A 21,737-nucleotide genomic window follows, 5' to 3' on the forward strand; every position below is an offset into this window, starting at 1 on the left:
ATCAAAAGCGCACCCGCAAACAAAGCGAAAATCAGCTCGCTAGCCAAGGGACCAGGGAAGTGCCGACCCCGCGTCGGGATGCCGGCGTTGTGCGGATGTCGGGCTGGTCCTTGGATTTATCGTTCATCGTCAACTCCGAGCCGGGATGAGTATCGGAAGCATTCGCTCTAGGGCCGAGCTTGTTTCTGCCAGCATGTTGCTGATCGAGCGAAGCCCATTGGCATTTGTTCCGGCGCTCTGATTGGAGCGCATCCGACGTGAAACCAATTCAATTGCGCTAGGTTTGCTTGCGAGAGGAAATGCCATGCATTCGATCGAACAATCCGCGAAACCACTTTCGAAACTGCATCCTGCTTTGCTGAGCGTTCTCTGTCTGGGCGTGATCGTCGCGCAAGTCGACACATCGGTCGTCAATCTGGCGGTACAACCAATTGGTAAGAGCCTCGCGGCTTCGGTAACGCAGTTGCAGTGGGTCATCGATGCCTACAATCTTGTCTACGCCGCCCTTCTCATCAGCGGCGGCCTGCTGGCTGATCTTTATGGGCGGCGCCTGATTTTCGTCGTCGGCTGCATCATCTTCACAATCGCAAGCCTGGGCTGCGCCCTGGCTCCGTCGATCGCGATCCTGATCGGCGCCAGAGCGACAACCGGCCTTGGATCGGCTCTTCTGATCCCCGCCTGTCTCTCGCTCATTCGGGTGATTTATCCGGACGAGAAGGTTCGCGGCCGTGCGCTGGGCATCTGGGCGGGGTGCAACGGCATGTCGCTCGCCATCGGACCGAGCCTCGGTGGATATCTGATTCACGGCTTCGGTTGGCGGGCAGTCTTTCTTGTCGTCGTTCCGATCGGTGCGGTTGCCGCCGTCGGGGCGTTGCTTTTGGTCCCGGAAAGCGCGGACCGAAAGGGAAGATCGTTCGACGCGCTCGGCCAGATGCTGGGCATTGTATCACTGGGCGCCATCACTCTTGCAGCCATCGAATCCTCGCATCTTCCCTTGCTCTGGACGATCTTCCTGGCGTTTTGCGGCGTCGTTCTTCTCTCGCTTTTTATCCTGGTGGAACGGCGTCTGGATCAGCGCGCCCTCGTGCCGATCCCGATGTTTGCCAGCGGGAAGTTCAGCGGCGCCATGGCGGGAACGGCCGCAATGACTTTCGGCATGTATGGCACGCTCTTTCTGTTTCCGCTTACCTCGCTAAGTCTCGACAGAATGGATCCGACCGAGGTCGGCCTGGCTCTCCTGCCCATGGCATTGAGCTTTGTGGCGATATCGCCTTTTTCGGGCCCACTTTCAGAGCGTCTCGGCAAGCGGCGAGTAATTACGCTGGGACTGGCTGCAATGGGTCTGGGAAATGTGCTGCTCGGCATTGCTTTTGCCGAAAACCTATTAATCGCTGAGGAACTCGGCCTGCTGTTGACCGGCATCGGCATGGGCTTCGCAACCGGCCCGCTTACAGCGGTTGCGGTATCAAGCGTCGCCAGCGAACGCGCGGGAACCGCAAGCGCACTCATCAACGTCGCTCGCATGGTCGGCGCAACCATTGGCGTGGCGGCACTCGGATCGGTCTTTGCATTTTTCCATGAACCTCCGTCGGGCTTCATCACAGCCATGCTCTGTGGCGGCGTTGCTCAACTTCTCGGCAGTGTGGCTACATGGAGGTATCTGAAACGGGCCTAAGCGCTTTCGGATCACTTATTGTTCGTATCTTCCGCTGTGGCTTCGCATCTTCCGTTTTGGGAACTTCCCGCACGGCAGCTTGTTCGGTTACGAGTCAATCGGTGCCGACGAAGACGACATTGGTCGTAATCGGATTGCTGGTGATACTGGCTGCAAGCGGTAGCCCTGCTTGTCTGCGCTTATGTCGGCCATGTCGATTACGTGGCTGAGAAAGGCAAAGAACCCTTACCTCTCAGGCAAGCTGCCGAACCCCGCAGCGGGCTTTGATTGGATCACGGTGACAAGATAGTTACGCATCTCATCGGCACATTGCAGTTCTGAGATTTAATCAGCAAGGAGAGTCAACGATGCAAGCCGTACGAATTCATCGCTTTGGCGGGCCGGAGGTCATGCAGCTCGACCAAATCGAACAGCCAATACCGGCGACCGACGAAGTCGTCATCAAGGTCGTTGCCGCGAGCGTCAATCCGGTCGATACGAAGATGCGCGAGGGCAAATATCCTGTCGTCACCGAAAAGGATTTCCCGTATGTGCTTGGGCGCGATGTAAGCGGCAAAATTGCCGATGCAGGCGAGTCGGTTTCAAGTTTTCTGGTGGGCGACGAGGTCTTCGCCTTTCTGGCACCGGATCACGGCGGCTACGAAGAATTCGTGATCGCAAAATCGGACGAAATCGCCATGAAGCCCGTGTCCTTAGACCATGTTGAGGCTGCCGCGGTGCCGCTTGCGGGCATTACTGCGTGGCAAGGCCTCTTCGATCACGGCAAGCTCGAAGCGGGCCAGCGCGTTCTCATCCATGGCGGTGCCGGCGGTGTCGGCCACCTTGCAATTCAGTTCGCTAAAGCAAAGGGTGCCTGGGTGGCGACCACGGCTTCCGCGGCTGACCGGGATTTTCTGAGTGGCTTGGGTGCCGACCGGATTATCGACTACAAGTCGGAGCGCTTCGAGACGATCGTCGAACCGGTCGATCTCGTCTTCGATCTCGTGAGCGGCGAGACACAGGATCGGAGCTTTTCGGTCATCAAAAACGGCGGTGCGTTGATTTCCACCCTGACGGAGCCCAACAAGCAGCGCGCAGAAGCCGAAGGCATCAGGGCCGGCCGTTACACCGCGCAGCCGAATGGCGCCCAGCTCCAGAAGATCGCCGAACTTATCGACAGCGGCAGGGTGAGAGTTCACGTCGACCGCACCTTCGGGTTTCGTGAGGCTGCGGCGGCACAAAAGGCCCTGCAGGAAGATCACATCCGAGGCAAAATTGTTCTGAAGGTGCTGAATTGAATGAGAGTAGGCGACGCCGCCGATGAGATGACGCTCGATACCTCCGGAAAAGCAAAACCGTTGCTGCCATGACCGGAACATCCGCCACCATCGAGCCCGTCGCTGACCTGCTCTGGACGGGCCTTGGCGGATTGCTGCCGGCGGACATACTACCACCCGGCGGCTGACGGAAGGGCAGCCTAGGACAGTTGTTTAATGCCCACCGGCTTTGGAACCGGAACAATAGGCGGCGACCCGCTCCCGGATGCGATAATCCGTTCGTTCCCGCATAGATATCAGGCCGAAAGGAACAATTTCGCGTCGAAATATTTCTCCGGCGGCAGCGGGTCCTTGATGGTGCCGAAATCGACGAACATCTTGTTGAACTCGCCCAGCCACTTTGTGACGCTGCCGTCTTCGGTGAACTTGTTCAGTTCGGCGCTGGTCAGAAGTTTTCGGCTCTTTGCAACCTTCGCCGTCGCATCGGGCGGCGATTGCGTAAAGGCGACCGTCAATTCGATGGAGTGATCCAGGTTTGCAACCCGATAGTCCATCGCCTTCTTGATGACCTTCAGGAAGCTCTTAGCAAGCTCGGGATCGCTCTGGATCGTCTCATTGCGCGCCACGAAGGTGTTGATGAACGAGGTGTCGGGATAGAAGTCCTTGTTCGAGATCAGCTCCTTCATGTCGGGAACACGCGGCTTGATCGCATCGATCAGCGGATACCAGATGCCGGCCGCATCGATTTGTTTCGACGAAAAGGCGGCCACGACGGTGCTCGGATCCATCGGCACGATCTGTACGTCCTTGATCGTCATACCGGCCTTGCCGAGCGCCATGCGCAGGATCATGTCGCCGGACGTGCCTTGCGGGACACCGATCTTCTTTCCCTTGAGATCGGCAATCGAGCTGATTGCCGCCTGCGCGATGACGCGGTCGCTGAAGCCGATATCGTTGACCCCAAGCACCCTGGCGTGACCGCTTGCCGGAAGCCAAAGCGCGCCTGGCCCGATGGTCCCGAAATCGAGGCTGCCGGCGCCCATCGCCTGGATCTGGATGGGGCCGTTGGTGAAGACCTTCAGATCCGGCTCGAGCCCCTCGGCATCCCACAGCTTCTGATCGTTGGCGATCGCAAACAGGCTCGAATTGGGAAAATCGGAGAGATAGCCGATCCGGACCGCCTTCGAGGCTGCACGAACCGACTTGGCGATGAAGGGCATGGTGGCGGCGGCCGTCAGGGCTGCGCCCGTCCTCAATAGACTGCGTCTCGTCAGCATGATCATTTCCTCCTGTGATTGCTGATCTTCAATTCGCGGCGGGATGATAGACGGCCCGCCAGACCTCGTTGCGCAGCTCGGCAAATTGCGGCGAAAGCCGTATTTCCTCCGTGCGGGGAAACGGCAAATCCACGGGGATGATCTTGTGGAGTCGGCCCGGACGAGCCGCCATCACAATGACCCGGCTCGCCAGATAAACCGCCTCGTCGACATCGTGGGTGATGAACATCACCGTGCGGCGTTCCTTGCTCCACATGGTGAGAAGCTGGTCCTGCAATTGCACGCGCGTCAAAGCATCGAGCGCGCCGAAGGGCTCATCCATCAGCAATATTTTCGGATTGACCGCATAGGCTCGGGCGATGGCGCAGCGCTGTTTCATGCCGCCTGAGAGCATCTTCGGCAGGGCGTCGGCAAAGTCCGTCAGGCCGACCAGCTCGATGAAGTGATCGGCAATTTCGCGGCGCTCCTCCTTGGGGCGGCCGGAAATCTGAAGCCCGAATTCGACGTTCTGCCGCACGCTCAGCCAGGGAAACAAGGCATATTGCTGGAAGATGACGCCGCGTTCGGGGCCTGGTCCCTTTACAGGCCCATTGTCGACCAGGACCTGGCCCGAGGACGGCGGCGTCAATCCCGCGGCAATATTCATGGCCGTCGACTTACCGCAGCCGGAAGGGCCGACCACGGTAATGAACTCGCCATCCTCTATATCGAGATTGAGGTTCTGCAATGCGGTAAAGGCCGCCTGACCCGCAAGATCGAAGCTTTTCGAAACGTTCTGAAACGAGATCTTCGGCGTCATAGCTTTTCCTGCCATGCGGTGAGAATGCGATCGGCGGCCATGACGATCCGATCCATGAGAAGGCCGAGAACACCGATGGCGATCAGGCTGACAAAGATCGTCGGCAGGTCATAGTAAAGTTGCGCCTGCTGCATGCGATAACCGAGGCCGGACTGTGCGGCGATGAGTTCAGCTGCGACGACGGTCGCCCAGGACGAGCCGAGGCCGATGCGCACTCCGACCATGATATAGGGCGTCGAAGCCGGAATGATCACGCGCCGGAAAATGGTGAAGTCGCCCGCCCCCAGCACGCGGGCGGCGTTGATGAGCGTCTTGTCGACGCTGATAACCCCCTGATAGGTCGCAACGACGCTCGACAGGAAGGCGGCGAGGAAGATGACGAAGATCTTCGGCGTCTCGTCTATGCCCATTGTCACGATGGCGAGCGGAATGATGGCAAGCGGCGGGATCGTGCGGAAGAACTGGACATAGGGTTCGATGACGCCCCGGGCGATGCGATACCACCCCATCAGAAACCCGATGGGAACGGCGACGATCAGGCCGAGGCAGAAGCCTGTCATGACGCGGCCAAGGCTGGCGAGCGCATCGCTGAGCAGGATGCCGTTTCTGGCCTCGGCGGCCGCGGCCGCAGCCACCTGGGCCGGCGTCGGAAGACCGACCAGCCCTTCGGCCGTCACCAGCCACCAGAGGCCGATACCGACAATGACGGCAGCCGCATTCAGAACCAGCATGGCGGCCGATGTCGCCAGGAAAGGGCGCCGGACCGCGTCGGGACGCGCGGATGCGTTCGTTGCGATGCTCATTGCCGTTCGCTTTCAACTGCATGTGGTTCGCTATGGGGCCTGTCGGTCAGGCGGCGGACGCAGCGGAAGCCGACATGCGTGGTCGCGCTGTCGATCATTTCCGGATGCCGGGCTGCCGGTCGGTAACGGCGGCAATAGTTCGGAGCGCAAAGATGCGAGCCGCCCTTCAATACCTTGCGCGGTATGCGGATTGCCGGTTGAAGCGGGTCGTAGCTGCGCTCAGCCGTGGCAATCCTGGGATTGATCGGAATGCAGCAAGGCTTTATGACCTCGTCCGGATGGCGGTCCGTCCAGTAATCGTCGGTCCATTCCCAGACGTTGCCGATCATATCGGAGAGACCATAGCCGTTTGCAGGAAAGGCCGCGGCAGGCGTGGTGCCGAACCGAGCCTTGCCTGCCGGATTGGCCATCGGAAAGTTGCCATCCCAGACATTTGCCATCTTGCGGCCGCCGGGCTCGAACTCCTCGCCCCAGGCGAAAGTCGCGCCCTCCATACCGCCACGGGCGGCAAACTCCCATTCAGCCTCGCTCGGTAGTACCTTCCCCGCCCAGAGCGCGTAGGCCTCGGCATCGGCATGGCAGACCTGCACCACCGGATGATCCATCATCTCCTCCGTCAGAGGCGAGATGCCATCGGGCCGATACCAACATGCACCCGCTACATAGTGCCACCAATCACCCCAGAAGCGCATTTCGCCAACGCTCTTCGGCGCTCGAAAGACCAGTGATCCCGGCTGCAGCATGGCCGGATTGGCGCCGGGATAAAGCGATGAGTCCGGTGCCTGCTCCGCAACCGTCATATAGCCGGTGTCGGCAACGAAGCGGGAAAAATCCCGGTTCGTGACGGGCGTCGCATCCATGAAGAAGCCGTCGACCTTCACGCGATGAACAGGCCCCTCTTCTGGATAGAAATCCTCCGAGCCCATCAGGAAACTCCCGCCTTCGATCCATACCATCCCGTCCATCGCGAACGGGACCGATCGGTTTGCGGTTATCTCCCGAAAGCCGGTCATCGCGCAGCCGCCATGACGTCGCGCGTGCGATAGTTCGATTCGATCAACCAATCCCGCATGACATCGAGGAGCTCGCGCTTTTGCTCTTCGTAGACGGGATCGCTCCATAGATTACGCACCTCGCCGGGGTCGTTCTTAAGATCGAACAGCTGCCCATCGCTTGATCCCTTGAAATGAACCAGCTTCCATCTGTCGCTGCGCACGCCAGTCATGAATTCGACGCCGCCGCTCATCGCGACATCGCCGATCTGTTCACAAAAGACATGCGTTCGCGGCGCCCACTCGCCCGTCTCCAGCGCGGATTTCAGACTGCGGGCCTCGAAACTTTTCGGCGGGGTGATACCTGCATATTCGAGGATCGTCGGACCAAGATCGAAGAGCTGACAGAGGCCCTTCAACTCCCGGCCCCCTTCGAACCGATTGGCGGTCGACCAGATGATGGTGGGCACGCGGGTGACGACGTCGTACATCGACCATTTCTGGATCAGGCCATGGTCTCCCAGGCATTCGCCATGGTCTGAGGTGAAGATGACGATCGCATCCTCCAGATAGCCACGGGTTTTCAAAGCCTCCAGCAGCTCGCCGATCTTCTCGTCGATCAGCGAGACGTTGCCAAGATAATGAGCCCAGAGGCGCTGCATCTGCTCGGGCGATGGGTCGAGGCTCCAGACGACTGAATCGTGATCGACCTCGACATCGTGCTGTCGTTTCTCCTTCAATTCCTGATGCAGGGAATCGAGCTCTTGCGCAGATGGCTTCGGCAGCGGCAAATCGCTGCGCTTCAGGTAAGGCTGCGAATAACGCGCCGGCGGATCGAAAGGCGGATGCGGGCCGGGAAAGCCGACTTGCAGGAAAAGTGGCTCGGTCGGCGGATAGCTATTGACCCACCACCTCGCCATGTTGCCGACAAAGGCATCGGAATGCAGCTCTTCCGGCAACTCCCAATCGAAGGCGCCAAGACGCTCGCGATAATCCTCCCGCTTGCGATAGGTTTCGCGCTGCTGCTTGACAAGGCCGTTTGCGGCAAGCGCCTTGTCCCATTCGTCGAAATACCAGCGCCCCTCCATATAGCGGTCCTTGTTTTCAACGATATAACGCTCGTGGAAACCGGAGTCCGAATTATAGGGAATGGTGTGCATTTTGCCGACATTGACGCAGCGATAGCCGGTCTCTCTCAACTGCTCGACCCAGGTCCGCTGCCAGTGCTGACCATTGGCGAGCACGCCGGTCGTATGCGGATAATAGCCGGTGAAGAGGCTGGCCCTCGAGGGCACGCAACTCGGTGCAGTGATATGGCAATCGGTCAGCGTCACGCCTTTTTCGACGAGCGCATCGAGATTGGGCGTTGCCGCATAGGGAAATCCAAGCGCGGCTATCGAGTCGTACCGCTGCTGGTCGGTCATGATCAGGATGATATTGGGGCGGTCAGCCACGCCTTATGTCCTTCCCTGCTGCCGTGCGCCAGATTCGTGCGAAATAGGCCGCAAGAAAATTTTGCGCTCTTGTCTCCTCAGCCAAGAAATGGCATAAAGTTAACGGTAACGCAACGCTCACTTGAGCAAATTTTCGCGAGGTTGGATGAGTTCTGGGGCGGAGCCGAGAGAACAGGGAGGAACGCCGACCTTGGCGTCGATCGCCGCCAAGGTCGGCGTTTCGATCAATACGGTATCGCGGGCGCTACGCGCGCCCAAGACGGTGCGACCGGAGCTGCGACGGCAGATTGCCGAGGCCATGGACGAGCTGAATTACGTGCCGAACCGGCTCGCCGGCGGTCTATCGGGAACGAGATCCGATATCGTCGGCGTCGTGGTGACATCCCTTTATTATTCGGAATTTGCCTCCATCATCGACACCCTGCAATCGGCTTTGCTGAAGGATAATCTTCAGGTCATGCTTGCGAACACGCGCTACGATCCCGATCAGGAGATAACACTCGTCCGCTCGATCCTCAGTTGGCGCCCCGCGGCCGTTGCCATTATCGGCGTCGACCATCCGGCAAAAGTCACCGAACTGCTTAAATCCTCAGGCGTTCCGGTCATCGAGATGTGGGACGTCGGCGGCGGCATCATCGATTCCGCCGTCGGTATGGATCATGAAGGAGCCGGCAAAGCGCAGGCGCAGCACATAATCGCATGCGGCTACCGACATCTCGCCTTTCTCGGCAGCATGCGGGAAAACGATATGCGCGCAAGGAAACGTGCCCGCGGCGCGGCAAGCGCCATTGCCGCCGCCGGCCTGCCGGATCTCGTCCATGCCGTCCGCCAGGAAGGCGGCCGGCCGGCACTCGGCGAAGAGTTGGTCCATGAACTGCTCGATCATCATCCGCAGATTGACGGGATCATCTGCAATAGCGACGTCGTCGCCTTCGGTGTCCTGAAGGCGCTGCATCAACTCGGCAGGAAAGTACCCGACGACATCGGCGTCATCGGCTTCGGCGACAGCGAGGCGGCAAACTACGTCACCCCATCGCTCAGCACCATCAGGCCCGACCGTCATCGGATCGGCGAGCTGACGGCGGAACTCATCGTCGCGCGGATCAATGGCGAAGAGCCGAGAACGGATGTGGTCGATTGGGAGCTGATCGCGCGTAACAGCACCCGCCCTAGCCGCTCCCCAACTCGTTGAATGGAGATTGACGTGACCGAAGCAAGGCAGAGGCCCAACATCGTCTTCATCATGACCGACCAGCAGCGTTTCGATACGATCGCCGCTGCCGGTTTCGACTACATGATCACACCCAACTTCGACCGCTTGGTACGGGAAGGCACATGCTTCAGCCACATGTACGTGACATCCCCCTCCTGCGCTCCCTCCCGGGCGAGCCTGTTTACCGGGCTTTATCCGCATACCAACGGCGTCTTCCGCAACGACGAGCGCTGGACGCATAGTTGGGTGCGCCGCCTGGCGGATGCCGGCTATCGCTGCGTCAATGTCGGCAAGATGCACACCTCGCCCTTCGAGGATTCCTTCGGCTTTCACGAAAGACATGTCGTCGAAAACAAGGACCGAGCGACCGAGCGCCTCCCCTTCTATCTCGACAACTGGGACAAAGCCTTCTGGAACAGGGGCATCGAAAAGCCGAGCCGTGTCACGTACCGGCGACGGGAGGATTATCGCGAACGACTTGGCGCCTTCGTCTGGGATCTACCCGAAGACCTGCATTCGGACAATTTCGTTCCTGAATTCGCCGCCATGTGGCTTGATCGCTATCAGGGCCAAGAACCATTCTTCCTGCAGATCGGCATTCCCGGCCCGCATCCGCCCTACGATCCGACGCAAGCCTATATCGATCAATACAAGGATCGCGATCTGCCGGAAGCGATCCGTGATCAGGCGGCAATGGACGGGCAGCCGTCGGCGCTCAGGAAGCTTCGAGAACAACATCTCAGCATCGATCATGATGCCGTCGTCCATCTCGAAAACCCGACACCCGAGCAATTGCGCCGCCAGCGGGAGCATTACTTCGCCAATGTTTCGATGATCGACACGCAGATCGGCAAGCTCATGGAGGCGCTGGAGCGCCGCGGCGTTCTCGACGATACCATCATCATCTTCACGTCAGACCATGGCGATTGCCTCAACGATCACGGCCATAGCCAGAAATGGACGATGTATGAGCCGAGCGTGCGCGTCCCGGCGATCGTATGGTCGCCGGGACGCGTCGAGTGCGGGAAGCTTGTCGGCGATCTCGTATCGCTCTTCGATTTCGGACCGACGATCCTGGAGATGGCCGGGCTCGACGTGCCGAAATGGATGGAGGCACGTTCGCTTTGCCCTTACCTCATAGGCACAAAGGTCACCCCTCGCGAATTCGTCTTCTCCGAACATGCGGGCGACCGTATTCTGAGCGGCACCGAATTCATGACGATGATCCGCGATCGCCAGTTCAAACTGGTCCATTTCGTCGAGAGCGACGTAGGACAGCTTTTCGATCTCCTTGCCGACCCGCAGGAGATCAACGATCTGTGGGGTGATCCGGATCATCAGGAAGTCAAACGCCGCCTGATCAACGAGATCCTGAAATGGCGCATCCGCAGCGATCTGAAGACACAAGGCTGGACCGAAGCGATCATGAAGGAGGCAGGAGGCCAGAGCCCGGCGGAATAGGGAAGCAATGCCGGATAGCGCGGTCGAACCGCTTCATTATCAGCACCGCCGTGCCGCCGGTACACTCGGCGTTGGAACAGTGCCCAATCAAGTCGTCGGAGCGCTCCCGCCGCGAACGGACCCGCTTTGCGCTCATGATTGAGGAGAAGATTTGACATATTTTCCGATGACGTCCGCCACAGCGTCGTTGCTGGCGAATTCGCCGCGGTTGGCATCAGACAATCCGACGGGTTAGGCCTGTTGCGTCGGATAGAGCGTAAGGATGTTGACATTGACCCTGGGCGGCTGCGTGACCGCGTAGAGAATGGCATTGGCAACGTCCTCGCTTTCCAGCTGCACCATATCTCCCAGTCTTTGTTCGACGGATTGGCGAACGTCAGCGCGCATATGCGATACAAATTCAGTTTTGACGGCGCCGGGCTCAATACAGGTCACGCGAACACCGTCCCTGCCAATTTCGCGCCGAAGCGATTCAGCCATGGCACTCGCCGCATGCTTGGTTCCCGAATACACCACGGACGGGTGAATATAGCGGCCCGTGCCGGACGAGACGATGACGATGTGGCCTGCGCCTCGCTCTTTCATCGATGGAAGCGCAGCGTGGATGGGATAGAGTAACCCCAAAAAATTGACGTCGATCATGCTTCGGTATTCTGCCGTCACTGTATTTTCGAAGGGGGCGGCAACACCAACGCCAGCAACACAAAGGAGCATGTCGATCTGCCCGAGATCTTGCAGGACGCGGCGCACCACGCCCGATATCTGCTCCTCGTTTGTCACATCGGCTTCGATCGCTATCGCTTCGCCGCCGCTTTGGCGGATACGCTCAGCAAGATCGTTCAAGCGCTGCATACGTCTCGCGGTTATCACCACGCGAGCGCCCTCTGCCGCCAATACCAATGCCGTGGCTTCGCCGATACCCGACGAGGCTCCGGTCACCAATGCGACTTTTCCGTTCAGCTTGCCTGTCTGCATGTTCGTTGGCCTCCCGCCGGAAAACTGAGGTGAAGAATCCGCGCTTGGTCCGGCGCCACAGTGCACCTTCAAAACTAGAATATGGGCATTTAGATGAGAATGGGGTGTTTACTGAACCGGACGACGCGCAGTCTTTCTTTGACTCACGCAGACGTCTCCATGCGCTCTTCGTCGATCGTCGTCAGAACCGACATTAATCCCGCGCAGAGACGGCCGGATTGATCAGTGATTTTCGGCTTGCCGCATCGACTGCGGAATGTCCCCCGGCCACGCGTCAGATCATGGTGCGCAGCGAATTGAAATGCTGCATCATGCGCTCCGCCGTCGGGTGGATGCCAGTGAACAGTTCGAAAGCCTTCACTGCCTGAAACACCGCCATGCCGCCGCCATCAAGAACGCGGCATCCCTTTTTCTTTGCAAGCGCCACCAATTCGGTTTCAATCGGGAAATAGACGATCTCGGCGACCCAGAGGCGCTCCGATAGAAGTTGCGCGTCGAGCGGCAGCCCTGGATGGGCGGCCATGCCGGTCGGCGTTGCGTGAACCAAACCGTCAGCAACATCCAAGGCCGCGGCCAGATCACGACCAACCGAGAAAGTGCAGGCGTCGTGAGCCGGCTGCAGCTGATCGACGAGTGTCTTTACGCGCAAGGGATCCAGATCGAATATCTCGATCGAACGCGCACCCATCTCTGCCACCGCATGGGCAACGGCAACGCCGGCGCCGCCAGCGCCCAGTTGCACGACGTGATCGAGCGAAACACCCGCCAATCCACGCCGGAAACTTTCGGCAAATCCCCACCAATCGGTATTGTGGCCGATCCTGCGTTTTCCTTGGAAAACGACCGTATTGATAGATCGCAGCGCCTGCGCATCGGGCGACAGCTCGTCCATCAGCGCGACGGCCGCCTGCTTGCAGGGATGAGTGATGTTGAGACCGGCAAAGCCCTGCGCCTCGGCCTCGTCGACAAGCGCCGGCAGATCCGATACGGAGAGACCACGGACGTCGAGGTCGATGAGATCGTAACGATAGGAGAGGCCGCAATGCTCGCCTTCACGCATGTGTAATGCCGGCGTCAGCGAACGACCTATGCCGGCGCCGATCAATCCAACATGAAGCTGGCGCGGAATAATGGCGGCTTGAGTGTTCAATTTTTCCTCCCGAGCGGCAAATCAAACCCATGCCACAGGCTTGCTTGCAAAATGTACGAACTAGTACGTAAAGTCAATAACAGGCATGCTTTCTCGCTCCGGGAAATCCCCAGCGCAAACCAACGGCTTTATGCGTGTCAGGCTAATTCGGAGGAAGGATGTCGCAGAAACGCAAGAATGGCGTCGACGATCAAGGACTTGTGCCGCTTCTTCAGCTCCTCCGAGGACAAGTCCCGCTCAAAGATCGCTCCGAAGGTGTGGCGATTGGAAACACGGAAGAAGCACTGGGCGCTGATCATCATATGTAGATCGACCGGATCCACGCGACGCACGAAACTGCCATCGGCATAGCCCCGTTCGAGGATGTCCGTGATGATATCGATGATTGCGATGTTCATCTGCGACAGGACGACGGAACGCTTCATATGCTCGGCACGATGGATGTTTTCGATGCAGACAAGGCGCACGAAATCCGGATTCTGATCATCATGATCGAAGGTGCTCGAGATCAGTTGAGCCATCGCCTGAACCGGCGGCATGTTTTCGAGATCGAGCTCGCTCTCAAGTGTGCGGATCCTCGTATAGGCTTGCTCGAGAACGGCGAGATAGAGCCCTTCCTTGCTGCCGAAATAATAATAGATCATGCGCTTGGAAGTCTTGGTACGCTCGGCGATCTCGTCGACGCGCGCACCGGAAAAACCGGCTGCGACAAACTCCTCGGTGGCGATCTTCAGAATATTTTCCTTGGTCGCGTCTGGATCATTCTTTCGCGTCAGACGATCGATCTTGGCCGCTTGCGCTTTCGTCATGCCCTGCCCGTCTTCCTGGGTCTGTCCCTGCCCATCATTGACGATCAAAGCTTTAACACAGGCTTTACGCGAATGGGGAGAGCCTAAAGTTTCGGCAGACCAATCGGCCGCAGGTGACGCCTCAGCGCGGCTATGCGAAAGATGGCATTCGCCGCGCCATATCCACGATAGCCGCTGCGCTGAACAATCTCGAAGAAGAAGCCTTCGCCGTAGGTCGGGCTGTAGAGCTGGAAATATTCACCGTGATCGTCGCGATCGTAGAGGATATTGTGCGCCTTCAGCCGATCGGTGAAAACCAGATCCAAGCCGAACCTCGCCTCCAGATCGTCGTAATAGTTGGGCGAGATCATCAAGGTGGCAAAGCCGTTTTCCGACAGGGCTGCCGCTGCCGCGAAGATGTTATCGGTCGCAAAAGCTAGATGCTGAATGCCGGAACCGAATGTCTCGGCGATAAAGTGCCCGGCCAAGGTGTTGCGATTTTCCGCACCGTTCAGCGTGATGCGCAAGCTGCCCGGCTCGTTTTCGACGACCTGGCTGCGAACGACCCCGGCAGGATCGATAATATCGACCATCGGCGTCTTATGCGCATTCAATATCGCCGTATAAAACAGCTGCCAGGTCAGCAGTTCCTCATATTTCGTCGTTTGCGCAACATGATCGATACCGGTCAGGCCAACCGGCTGCAGATTGGTGTCGTCATTGACCGGATCGAATTCGATCTCCCATATGCGCGCGAGGGCGCTCCTGCGGTCGAGAAAGTACAGGATGCCGCCGCCAACGCCCCTGACAGCAGGCATTTCGATCTCGCCGGGATCCAATGGCTGCTCGAAACGTTCGGCGCCGAGCGCCACGGCCCGCGCCATCGCGGCCTGAGCATCATCCACCCACAATCCCATCGCATAGGCCGACTGCCCATGCAAAGCATAGGAGGCGCCGGCAAATCCATCCGGATCGGTATTGACGACCAGATTGATATCGCCTTGCCGGAAGACATCGACACGCTTGGTCTTGTGACGCCCGACATGTCGAAAGCCCAACGCGTGCAGCCGATCGGAAAGAACGGGCGCCTCTGCTTCGTCGACGGCAAATTCGATGAATGCAATGCCGTCCACGTCGGCACGCGCCGGCATGGGCGGCAGGGTGAGGCTGCTGCTTTCCGCGCGGCGAACCTGATCACCGAGATAGATGAGCGATCGTCGGCCATCCACGGCAATGGCGGTCGGCGAACCGCCACGAAACTGGTCGTTGAAAATCTCCAGCGACAGGTAGCCATCGTAACCGGTCGCGGCGACGGCCTTCATGAATTCGAGCACCGGAAGATCGCCCTCCCCCGGCATGTTGCGGAAGTGGCGGCTCCAGTAGAGAAGATCCATGTCGATCAGCGGCGCATCGGCAAGCTGGATGATGAAGATCTTCTCTTTCGGGATTGACCGGATCGAATTGACATCGATCTTGCGCGAAAGCGTATGGAAGCTGTCGAGAATGAGGCCGATATTCGGATGGTCGGCCCGACGAACGATTTCCCAGGCGTCGCGGTGATCATGAATGTGCCGCCCCCAGGCAAGAGCCTCATATCCAACCCGCAGGCCGCGCTTGGCCGCCCTCTCGCCGAGTTCGAAGAAATCGGCTGCGGCGCGGTCGATCCCGCCCAGCGCCACGGACGAAACGTTGGAACAGACGAGAACGAGATCGGTCCCCATCTCCTGCATCAGGTCAAACTTGCGTTCGGCGCGATCGAAGGTCCGACTGCGCAAGGGTTCAGGCATGCCCTCGAAGTCCCGGAAGGGCTGAAAAAGCGTGATTTCCAGCCCATGATCCCGAACCATTCGACCGACCTGGCGCGGCGATTCATCGAAGGCGAGGAAATCGTTCTCGAAGATTTCGACGCCATCGAAGCCGGCCTTGGCGATAGCCTGGAGTTTTTCCTTGAGGTCACCGCTAATCGAAACGGTCGCGATCGAGGTTTTCATTGTTTCATCCCATTCACTTGGCGATTTTCAACAAATTCATCCGCGATCGCGATGTCATCGCTACCCAGAATAAAGACTGGTCGCTAGACCATCCGGTCGGCGTGATGGACCGAGGCCGCGAAGCGTCGTCCATCCTTGCCGAGTTGATTGATCGGCGTTCGGTAAGTCTCGGTTGCGGTTGCTGCGGAGACGGCGGCAATCAAGGCTGTGATCGAGGTGAACACGGCAACCGGCACCCATCCCATCGGCCCGGTACCCATGATGGCGGCGCTGATCGTGGGCGCGAAACCGCCGAGGGCAAAGCCGATCTGGGTACCGACCGCCATGCCGGACAGACGCACGCGCGTGTCGAACATTTCCGCATAAAGTGCCGGCCAGATGCCGTTGGAAGCGCTGTAGACCACGCCCGAGAGCAGGATGCCGAGGACGAAGACGAGCATGAGATTGTTCTGGCTGATCGCCCAGATGTAGGGCCAGATCAGCACCGCGCAGCCGACGGCGCCGAAGATGAATACCGGCTTACGGCCAATACGATCCGCGAGAGTGGCCCATGCCGGGATCGCGCCCAATGCGACGATATTGGCAAGCACCAGAACCGTCAGCATCGTCGAGCGATCGATATGCATGGTATTGACCGCATAGGACAGCGTGAAGACGCTGAAGATGGTGCTGACGACCGAAATCAATGCAGCAAAGATGATGCGCAGGACATCGGCCCAATAGTTGGTGAGAAGCGAGACGAGCGGCACTTTCACGACTTCGCCCTTCTTTGTTTCCTCCAGGAAGGCGGGCGTTTCAGCGAGCGTTCGGCGGACCCAGAATCCGACGATGACCACTGCGAAGCTCAAAAAGAAGGGCACGCGCCAACCCCAAGACATCAATGCGGCCTCGTCGAGCTTTCCAAGCGGGATGAAGACCAACGTTGCAAGGATCAGCCCTGCCTGCGTTCCGCTCAGCGTGAAGCTGGTAAAGAAGGCCCGCCGGTTTTCAGGGGCGTGCTCAAGCGTCATGGAACTGGCGCCGGCCTGTTCGCCGGCGGCCGAAATGCCTTGCAGCAAGCGCGCCAGAACCAGAAGTATCGGAGCAAGGATGCCAGCCTGATTGTAGGTCGGCAGGCAGCCGATGATGAAGGTCGAAAAACCCATAAGGAGCAGCGTGAACGTCAGCACCTTCTTGCGACCGAACTTGTCGCCGACGTGGCCGAGAACCACCGCACCCAACGGCCGCATGATGTAGGCGACGCCAAAGGTTGCAAACGAGGCGATGGCCGCCGTTTGCGGGTCTTCCGCTGAAAAGAAGATTTTTGGAAAAATCAGCGCTGCCGCTGTTCCATAGACGAAGAAATCATAGTACTCGACCGCGCTTCCGAGCCAGCTCGCAAGTGCCGCCCGCCTGGGCGTCTTGTGTTCAACCTGTGTTGTCATTGTCGCTCCTCCCCGAAGCATTCCGATATCGAAAGAGTGCCGCGTCCAATGCATGCGGTGCTACCCGCACTCGGGCCGCAGGACATTTAAGGTCATCCTAACGGTCATCGGTACTGCCAACGCAGCACGCCTCACTCCTCCAACCAATAATGTACGAACTAGTTCGTTTTGTAAAGCTCCGCCGTTTTGCCGGTGCCACAATGGCTTGCGGCGATGCATTGCGCCGGCTGAGCGTTAACCCGCATCATCCCTTGCTGAGCGTCGTCGAAGTCTAGGATGCGTGCGATGATGGCTCTGCACCGGTGATTTGATCCAGATTTGCGATCAGCCGAGTGCAGGCGAGCGCAGCCTCCCGCGCAGTAAAACCGCCTAATGCATCACGATTTCCTTTGAACAGGGTTTCGCTTGCATCCAGCATGCAGTTCTTCGCAGCCATCGTGAGAATTATGTGGCTACTTCGCCCGTCTTCTCAGCTGCGGTGTTCACCCGATCAAACCGTGCCGCTCGCGCTGCAGAACAGCAAGATCGCGCCCTTCGACATCGAGGGCACGTAAAGTGCCTCGCGGAACCATAGGGGTAATTGCCAGGATCAGTGAATGGCGGCGGACGTGGGCGCGTTGAACTTTGTCGGCCAGATGCCGATGTAGGTTCCGATCAACATCACGGCAATGTCCTCTGTCGTGTGATACCCATCGTGAAAGAATTCGAGAGCTGCACCGACGAGGGCGCGCGAAGCCTCGTCATCTGGCGGCACTTCATAGAAGTGATACCATTGCAACACAGCTTCCGCGAGCATCTGGCAATCGCTTCCCGTAGGGGCGCGGCGGGGCATGGCAGATCTCCTCCGATCTTATCCAGGCGGATGTAGCGGACCATCGCAGCAATTCAAGGAAGTCGGCCTTCCATCATCGGGCGGACAGGAATTGTTCGACCGTCATGATTTCAGATTGAACGGAGAACCGTCTTTCGAGGAGCGTGAGCGCGGCCTCGTGCGCATCGTCATCGCCACTGCAGACAGCGTCTTTCAAGACGATGATCCCATATCCGAGGTCGATTGCGCCGAGTGCCGCCGCCAGGACGCAAACATCCGTCTCACCTCCACTGATCACCAGGGTATCGATGCGTTCGTGAACAAGATTGCGATGAAGGCGACCATCGGTCCAAGGGGAATACGTGCGCTTGTCAAAAATGCGAGCCGGCGGAACGAAGCGCGGAAGCGGGTCGACGAGCAGTATCAAATCGTGCGGAAGCCGACTGGCTGTCATCATCTCCCATTTTTCATAGTAATCCCGCCATTTCCCCGGCATGACGCCGGGACGCGATGGCGGAACGAAGCGCGTAAAGATCGTGCGCTCGGGAAATCGCTCCGTCACCTCGGTTACCTGGTCCAAAGTGCGCGCCATCCAGGGCACATGCCATGGCGTCTCTTCAAAGAACATGCGTTGCATATCGATACAAAGATGCAGCCAGGTCCTCATGCAAATACCGCTTCAACGATTTGCGGCGAATTTGTCGCTCGACACTTGTCGGGGACGACGCCAACAGCTCTGGCGTTGAAAGTTACCGGCAAGCGTCTCAACGCGTAAGCCCGTAAGCAAATCCTATTGCCATGGCAGCCAAGATGGAAGCGATCGGCTTTTCACGAATTCGCAGGGCAATTCCAGACGCACTGAGATCGATTTTTGATTCCATTACAGTACTGGATCGGTCTTCCTGCCGTGCGGCCCTATAGAGCGCGTTCACCCTATGCTTTTCTTTGGCAGTGTCATCTGCTTGCGTGCTTCCGCCTTCAAGCAGGTACTCTGATTTTCCTTCTGCGCTATCGTCAAGGGCAAGACCGCCGAGCGTAGCCGTATGCGTCGCCGAAGCCGGATCTGAGGCTGGAAAAGTATCTTCAAGCGCTTTGTCAAGTTCGCTTGCCGACTGGGCTCGTTGCTGCAGCTTTTGTTCTTTTCGTAAGGATTGAACTGCTGGTGACTCATTTCGCTCGGGCATTTTTCGCTCCGTTAACAAAGATCAGATCGCAAGACGTTGTCCAGTCAACACTTGCCGCGGCCGTATGGAAACTCCTGTGAAAGCAACTGCGATTTGACAGATTTGTTCCAACGCCTTGAGTGCATCACTCGATCTGCTCCGGGCATCAAAGGCTCGCCATTAGACTGGACGATTAGCGGTCGATTTGCGTGGGAAGGATCGTGTCGACCGAGACCTCGCCTTCCAATATGCCCCGCTTCAGGTCGGTTCGACCGCGGGCGATCTCGATGACGGTGTAAAGCTTATCATCTCGAAACGCGCTTGCATTACTGGTCGTTACATCTTCGGCGGGGGCCGCGTCGACTTCCATAAAATCAAGCTCTTTGCCCGCCGCCACGATGCGCGCGTCGCCCGCAGTTCTGGCTGCCACAACGACCGTGCCCTGATTGGGGGCATTGCCCCAACGCGGATCTTCCGGAGCGGCGATGGGTTCCAAGCGATAAATATTCAACATCTCGTCACCATCGGCTGCTGCTGAGAGGACAGCCGCATCCTGCATTTGGGCTTTGCTCTCGACGGATCGTCCGAACCTTGTGCGGCTGGTTGCATTGTTGATATCGTCGCTTCCCGTTCTCGAAACATTCGACATGATATCCTCCTATCTCTGTTTTCTCCGTCCTCCGCTTGACCCTAACTGCCCTGCAACCGACTTGGTTCCTGGTTTTCATGGCTGTGGTTGCCGATCCAGGAAAAGCAAGGGAAGCCTCCGGGGCGGGCCTGCAGCGGTCGGAATCAGATCGCCTAAGTCGGCTTACGATTTCCATCGCTTGATCTGCCGAGCGTTGCCTAGTTGATGGGATCAAATTACTATCGATTTCCGATATCGAAATTCGAGCGCGAGATTGTTTTATGGTGGGAAATGGAACACCAAGATCTTCTTTCCGGCTTCATCCGGCTTCATGTCCTCTTCCATGCAGCCAAAGCCGACCTGCATGGGCTCTGGATGATCGAGGAGCTAGCGCATCACGGCTACAAGGTCAGTGCCGGCACACTCTATCCGATGCTTCATTCGATGGAGAAGAAAGGCTATCTTATCTCACGCACCGAGCGCGTCGGGCGCACCCGTCGCAGGGTTTACAACGCGACTCCCTATGGCAAGGAAGCTTTGGAAATAGCGCGAGAGAAAGCCAAGGAGCTGTTTCGTGAAGTCGTCGACGGCAGCACTCCCTGACACCGTCACCGACCGCCCGCAAGGAACGCCCGGTGAAGTCTTCCTGACCTTCCTGAAACTTGGCCTGACCTCATTTGGCGGTCCGATCGCCCATCTCGGCTATTTCCGCAATGAGCTTGTCACGCGCAGAAACTGGATCAGCGAAGAGGGCTATGCCGATCTGGTGACGCTGTGCCAGTTTTTGCCAGGTCCCGCATCCAGCCAAGTTGGATTTGCCCTCGGCCTGTTGCGTGGGGGTTTTCGAGGCGCTGTTGCCGCCTGGGCCGGCTTTACGCTGCCTTCCGCGCTACTTTTGGTCGCTTTTGCCATGGCGGCCACGGCCTTCGGCGGCCCGGTCGGAAATGGCCTCCTGCATGGTCTAAAGATTGTTGCCGTCGCGGTCGTCGCGCAAGCGGTCTGGGGCATGGCACGCAACTTGGCGCCCGACAAGGAGCGAGCGAGCATTGCGCTCGCAGCTGTTTTGATCGTCGTTTTTGTCTCGAGCGCATTCGGTCAGATCGTGGCGATCATGGCGGGAGCGCTCATGGGAATGCTCTTTTGTCGTGGCGAGATATCATCCGATTCCCACCATTTTTCTTTTGGGGTCCCGAGATGGATCGGTGTTTCGTGCCTGTTGATTTTTTTCGGTCTCCTGGGCCTGCTGCCGCTGGCCGTCAACATTATCGGGTCCAAGGGAATATCCCTGTTTGATGCCTTCTATCGCTCGGGTGCGCTTGTCTTCGGGGGTGGACATGTCGTGCTGCCGCTCCTGAAGGCGGAGGTGGTCAACACCGGCTGGGTCAACGCGGACACATTCCTGGCGGGTTATGGTGCGGCCCAGGCTGTGCCGGGTCCGCTGTTTACCTTCGCAGCCTATCTCGGCACGGTGATGGGCCCTTCCCCAAACGGTGTCGCCGGGGCTGCGATTGCGCTCGTCGGCATATTCTTGCCAGGTCTCCTGCTCTTGATCGGCACGCTGCCGTTCTGGGACGCTTTCCGTCGACATTCCCTAGCACAGGCCGCCTTGCGCGGCGCAAGTGCCGCGGTCGTCGGGATTCTTGGGGCGGCGCTTTATGATCCGGTTTGGACCAGCGCTATTCTAAGGTCTTATGATTTTGCGCTGGCGTTGATCGGCTTTGTGCTACTCGCCGCCTGGCGCGCGCCGCCGTGGGTAGTGGTGCTCATGATGGGCGCGGGGGGCATTGGCCTCTCTTTCATTTGAGATGTGTGGCCATCGCCGCGTACCCTTGGCAATGGCCGGAATGCTTATTTCGCCACTGCATTCTGGGCGACTG

Annotated in this window: 21 protein-coding genes; 6 read left to right on the forward strand and 15 right to left on the reverse strand. The window is 58.5% G+C overall.

Annotated elements, in window-relative coordinates:
• Nucleotides 1-304 precede the first annotated feature (304 nt).
• On the forward strand, nucleotides 305-1,675 hold the full coding sequence (locus HGP16_RS14090; RefSeq protein WP_168840635.1) for an MFS transporter: 1,371 nt from the start codon (nucleotides 305-307) through the stop codon (nucleotides 1,673-1,675).
• Between the two features lie 347 nt (nucleotides 1,676-2,022).
• Nucleotides 2,023-2,952: an NADP-dependent oxidoreductase gene (locus tag HGP16_RS14095; protein ID WP_168840636.1), complete on the forward strand. Its 930-nt coding sequence runs from the start codon at nucleotides 2,023-2,025 to the stop codon at nucleotides 2,950-2,952.
• Nucleotides 2,953-3,227: 275 nt separating this feature from the next.
• On the opposite strand, the gene HGP16_RS14100 is transcribed toward HGP16_RS14095, so the two are convergent.
• From HGP16_RS14100 to HGP16_RS14120, 5 genes are all read right to left on the reverse strand, one after another.
• Nucleotides 3,228-4,205 carry an aliphatic sulfonate ABC transporter substrate-binding protein gene (locus tag HGP16_RS14100; protein ID WP_409526839.1) on the reverse strand — a complete coding sequence of 326 codons (978 nt, stop codon included), beginning with the start codon at nucleotides 4,203-4,205 and terminating at the stop codon, nucleotides 3,228-3,230.
• A 31-nt stretch (nucleotides 4,206-4,236) separates the two neighbouring features.
• Nucleotides 4,237-5,007 (reverse strand): ABC transporter ATP-binding protein, encoded by a 771-nt coding sequence (locus tag HGP16_RS14105; protein ID WP_168840638.1) that lies wholly within the window; start codon nucleotides 5,005-5,007, stop codon nucleotides 4,237-4,239.
• A complete protein-coding gene (locus tag HGP16_RS14110) occupies nucleotides 5,004-5,738 on the reverse strand; it encodes an ABC transporter permease (RefSeq protein WP_205926459.1) in 735 nt (244 codons plus the stop codon). Before HGP16_RS14110 ends, HGP16_RS14105 begins: the two co-directional genes overlap by 4 nt.
• 68 nt (nucleotides 5,739-5,806) lie before the next feature.
• Nucleotides 5,807-6,766 carry a formylglycine-generating enzyme family protein gene (locus HGP16_RS14115; protein ID WP_205927519.1) on the reverse strand — a complete coding sequence of 320 codons (960 nt, stop codon included), beginning with the start codon at nucleotides 6,764-6,766 and terminating at the stop codon, nucleotides 5,807-5,809.
• Between the two features lie 53 nt (nucleotides 6,767-6,819).
• The gene (locus HGP16_RS14120; protein WP_168840640.1) at nucleotides 6,820-8,256 is read right to left on the reverse strand and encodes a sulfatase; all 1,437 of its coding nucleotides are present in this window, start codon (nucleotides 8,254-8,256) and stop codon (nucleotides 6,820-6,822) included.
• A gap of 190 nt (nucleotides 8,257-8,446) precedes the next feature.
• Between HGP16_RS14120 and HGP16_RS14125 the strand changes: the two genes are divergently transcribed.
• Nucleotides 8,447-9,448, forward strand: coding sequence for a LacI family DNA-binding transcriptional regulator (locus HGP16_RS14125; protein ID WP_246705532.1), 1,002 nt, complete (start codon nucleotides 8,447-8,449; stop codon nucleotides 9,446-9,448).
• A 12-nt stretch (nucleotides 9,449-9,460) separates the two neighbouring features.
• On the forward strand, nucleotides 9,461-10,930 hold the full coding sequence (locus tag HGP16_RS14130) for a sulfatase-like hydrolase/transferase (RefSeq protein ID WP_312867316.1): 1,470 nt from the start codon (nucleotides 9,461-9,463) through the stop codon (nucleotides 10,928-10,930).
• A gap of 231 nt (nucleotides 10,931-11,161) precedes the next feature.
• Here HGP16_RS14130 and HGP16_RS14135 read toward each other — a convergent pair whose 3' ends face one another.
• The 10 genes from HGP16_RS14135 to HGP16_RS14180 all read right to left on the reverse strand — a co-directional run bounded on the left by HGP16_RS14135 (nucleotide 11,162) and on the right by HGP16_RS14180 (nucleotide 19,881).
• On the reverse strand, nucleotides 11,162-11,905 hold the full coding sequence (locus HGP16_RS14135; RefSeq protein WP_168840643.1) for an SDR family oxidoreductase: 744 nt from the start codon (nucleotides 11,903-11,905) through the stop codon (nucleotides 11,162-11,164).
• A 274-nt stretch (nucleotides 11,906-12,179) separates the two neighbouring features.
• Complete coding sequence (locus tag HGP16_RS14140; RefSeq protein WP_168840644.1) at nucleotides 12,180-13,055, reverse strand: shikimate dehydrogenase; 876 nt, start codon at nucleotides 13,053-13,055, stop codon at nucleotides 12,180-12,182.
• A 137-nt stretch (nucleotides 13,056-13,192) separates the two neighbouring features.
• On the reverse strand, nucleotides 13,193-13,864 hold the full coding sequence (locus tag HGP16_RS14145; RefSeq protein WP_168840645.1) for a TetR family transcriptional regulator: 672 nt from the start codon (nucleotides 13,862-13,864) through the stop codon (nucleotides 13,193-13,195).
• 83 nt (nucleotides 13,865-13,947) lie between these two features.
• Nucleotides 13,948-15,834, reverse strand: a complete 1,887-nt coding sequence (locus tag HGP16_RS14150; RefSeq protein WP_168840646.1) for a bifunctional sugar phosphate isomerase/epimerase/4-hydroxyphenylpyruvate dioxygenase family protein — start codon at nucleotides 15,832-15,834, stop codon at nucleotides 13,948-13,950.
• A gap of 83 nt (nucleotides 15,835-15,917) precedes the next feature.
• Nucleotides 15,918-17,258, reverse strand: coding sequence for an MFS transporter (locus HGP16_RS14155; protein ID WP_168840647.1), 1,341 nt, complete (start codon nucleotides 17,256-17,258; stop codon nucleotides 15,918-15,920).
• 271 nt (nucleotides 17,259-17,529) lie between these two features.
• Nucleotides 17,530-17,676, reverse strand: a complete 147-nt coding sequence (locus HGP16_RS14160; protein WP_168840648.1) for a hypothetical protein — start codon at nucleotides 17,674-17,676, stop codon at nucleotides 17,530-17,532.
• 171 nt (nucleotides 17,677-17,847) lie between these two features.
• Nucleotides 17,848-18,090 carry a hypothetical protein gene (locus HGP16_RS14165; RefSeq protein WP_246705533.1) on the reverse strand — a complete coding sequence of 81 codons (243 nt, stop codon included), beginning with the start codon at nucleotides 18,088-18,090 and terminating at the stop codon, nucleotides 17,848-17,850.
• Between the two features lie 73 nt (nucleotides 18,091-18,163).
• Nucleotides 18,164-18,736, reverse strand: a complete 573-nt coding sequence (locus HGP16_RS14170) for a cysteine hydrolase family protein (RefSeq protein ID WP_168840649.1) — start codon at nucleotides 18,734-18,736, stop codon at nucleotides 18,164-18,166.
• Between the two features lie 97 nt (nucleotides 18,737-18,833).
• Nucleotides 18,834-19,253 (reverse strand): hypothetical protein, encoded by a 420-nt coding sequence (locus HGP16_RS14175; RefSeq protein ID WP_168840448.1) that lies wholly within the window; start codon nucleotides 19,251-19,253, stop codon nucleotides 18,834-18,836.
• Between the two features lie 172 nt (nucleotides 19,254-19,425).
• The gene (locus HGP16_RS14180; RefSeq protein WP_168840650.1) at nucleotides 19,426-19,881 is read right to left on the reverse strand and encodes a hypothetical protein; all 456 of its coding nucleotides are present in this window, start codon (nucleotides 19,879-19,881) and stop codon (nucleotides 19,426-19,428) included.
• A 270-nt stretch (nucleotides 19,882-20,151) separates the two neighbouring features.
• Here HGP16_RS14180 and HGP16_RS14185 point away from each other — a divergent pair, with 270 nt between their 5' ends.
• Together HGP16_RS14185 and chrA are read left to right on the forward strand one after the other, a co-directional pair.
• Nucleotides 20,152-20,463, forward strand: coding sequence for a PadR family transcriptional regulator (locus HGP16_RS14185; RefSeq protein WP_168840651.1), 312 nt, complete (start codon nucleotides 20,152-20,154; stop codon nucleotides 20,461-20,463).
• On the forward strand, nucleotides 20,435-21,664 hold the full coding sequence (gene chrA, locus HGP16_RS14190) for a chromate efflux transporter (protein ID WP_168840652.1): 1,230 nt from the start codon (nucleotides 20,435-20,437) through the stop codon (nucleotides 21,662-21,664). The genes HGP16_RS14185 and chrA overlap by 29 nt, the downstream gene beginning before the upstream one ends.
• Nucleotides 21,665-21,737 lie beyond the last annotated feature (73 nt).

It is taken from the genome of Rhizobium sp. P40RR-XXII (assembly GCF_012641405.1).
Classification (GTDB): domain Bacteria; phylum Pseudomonadota; class Alphaproteobacteria; order Rhizobiales; family Rhizobiaceae; genus Rhizobium.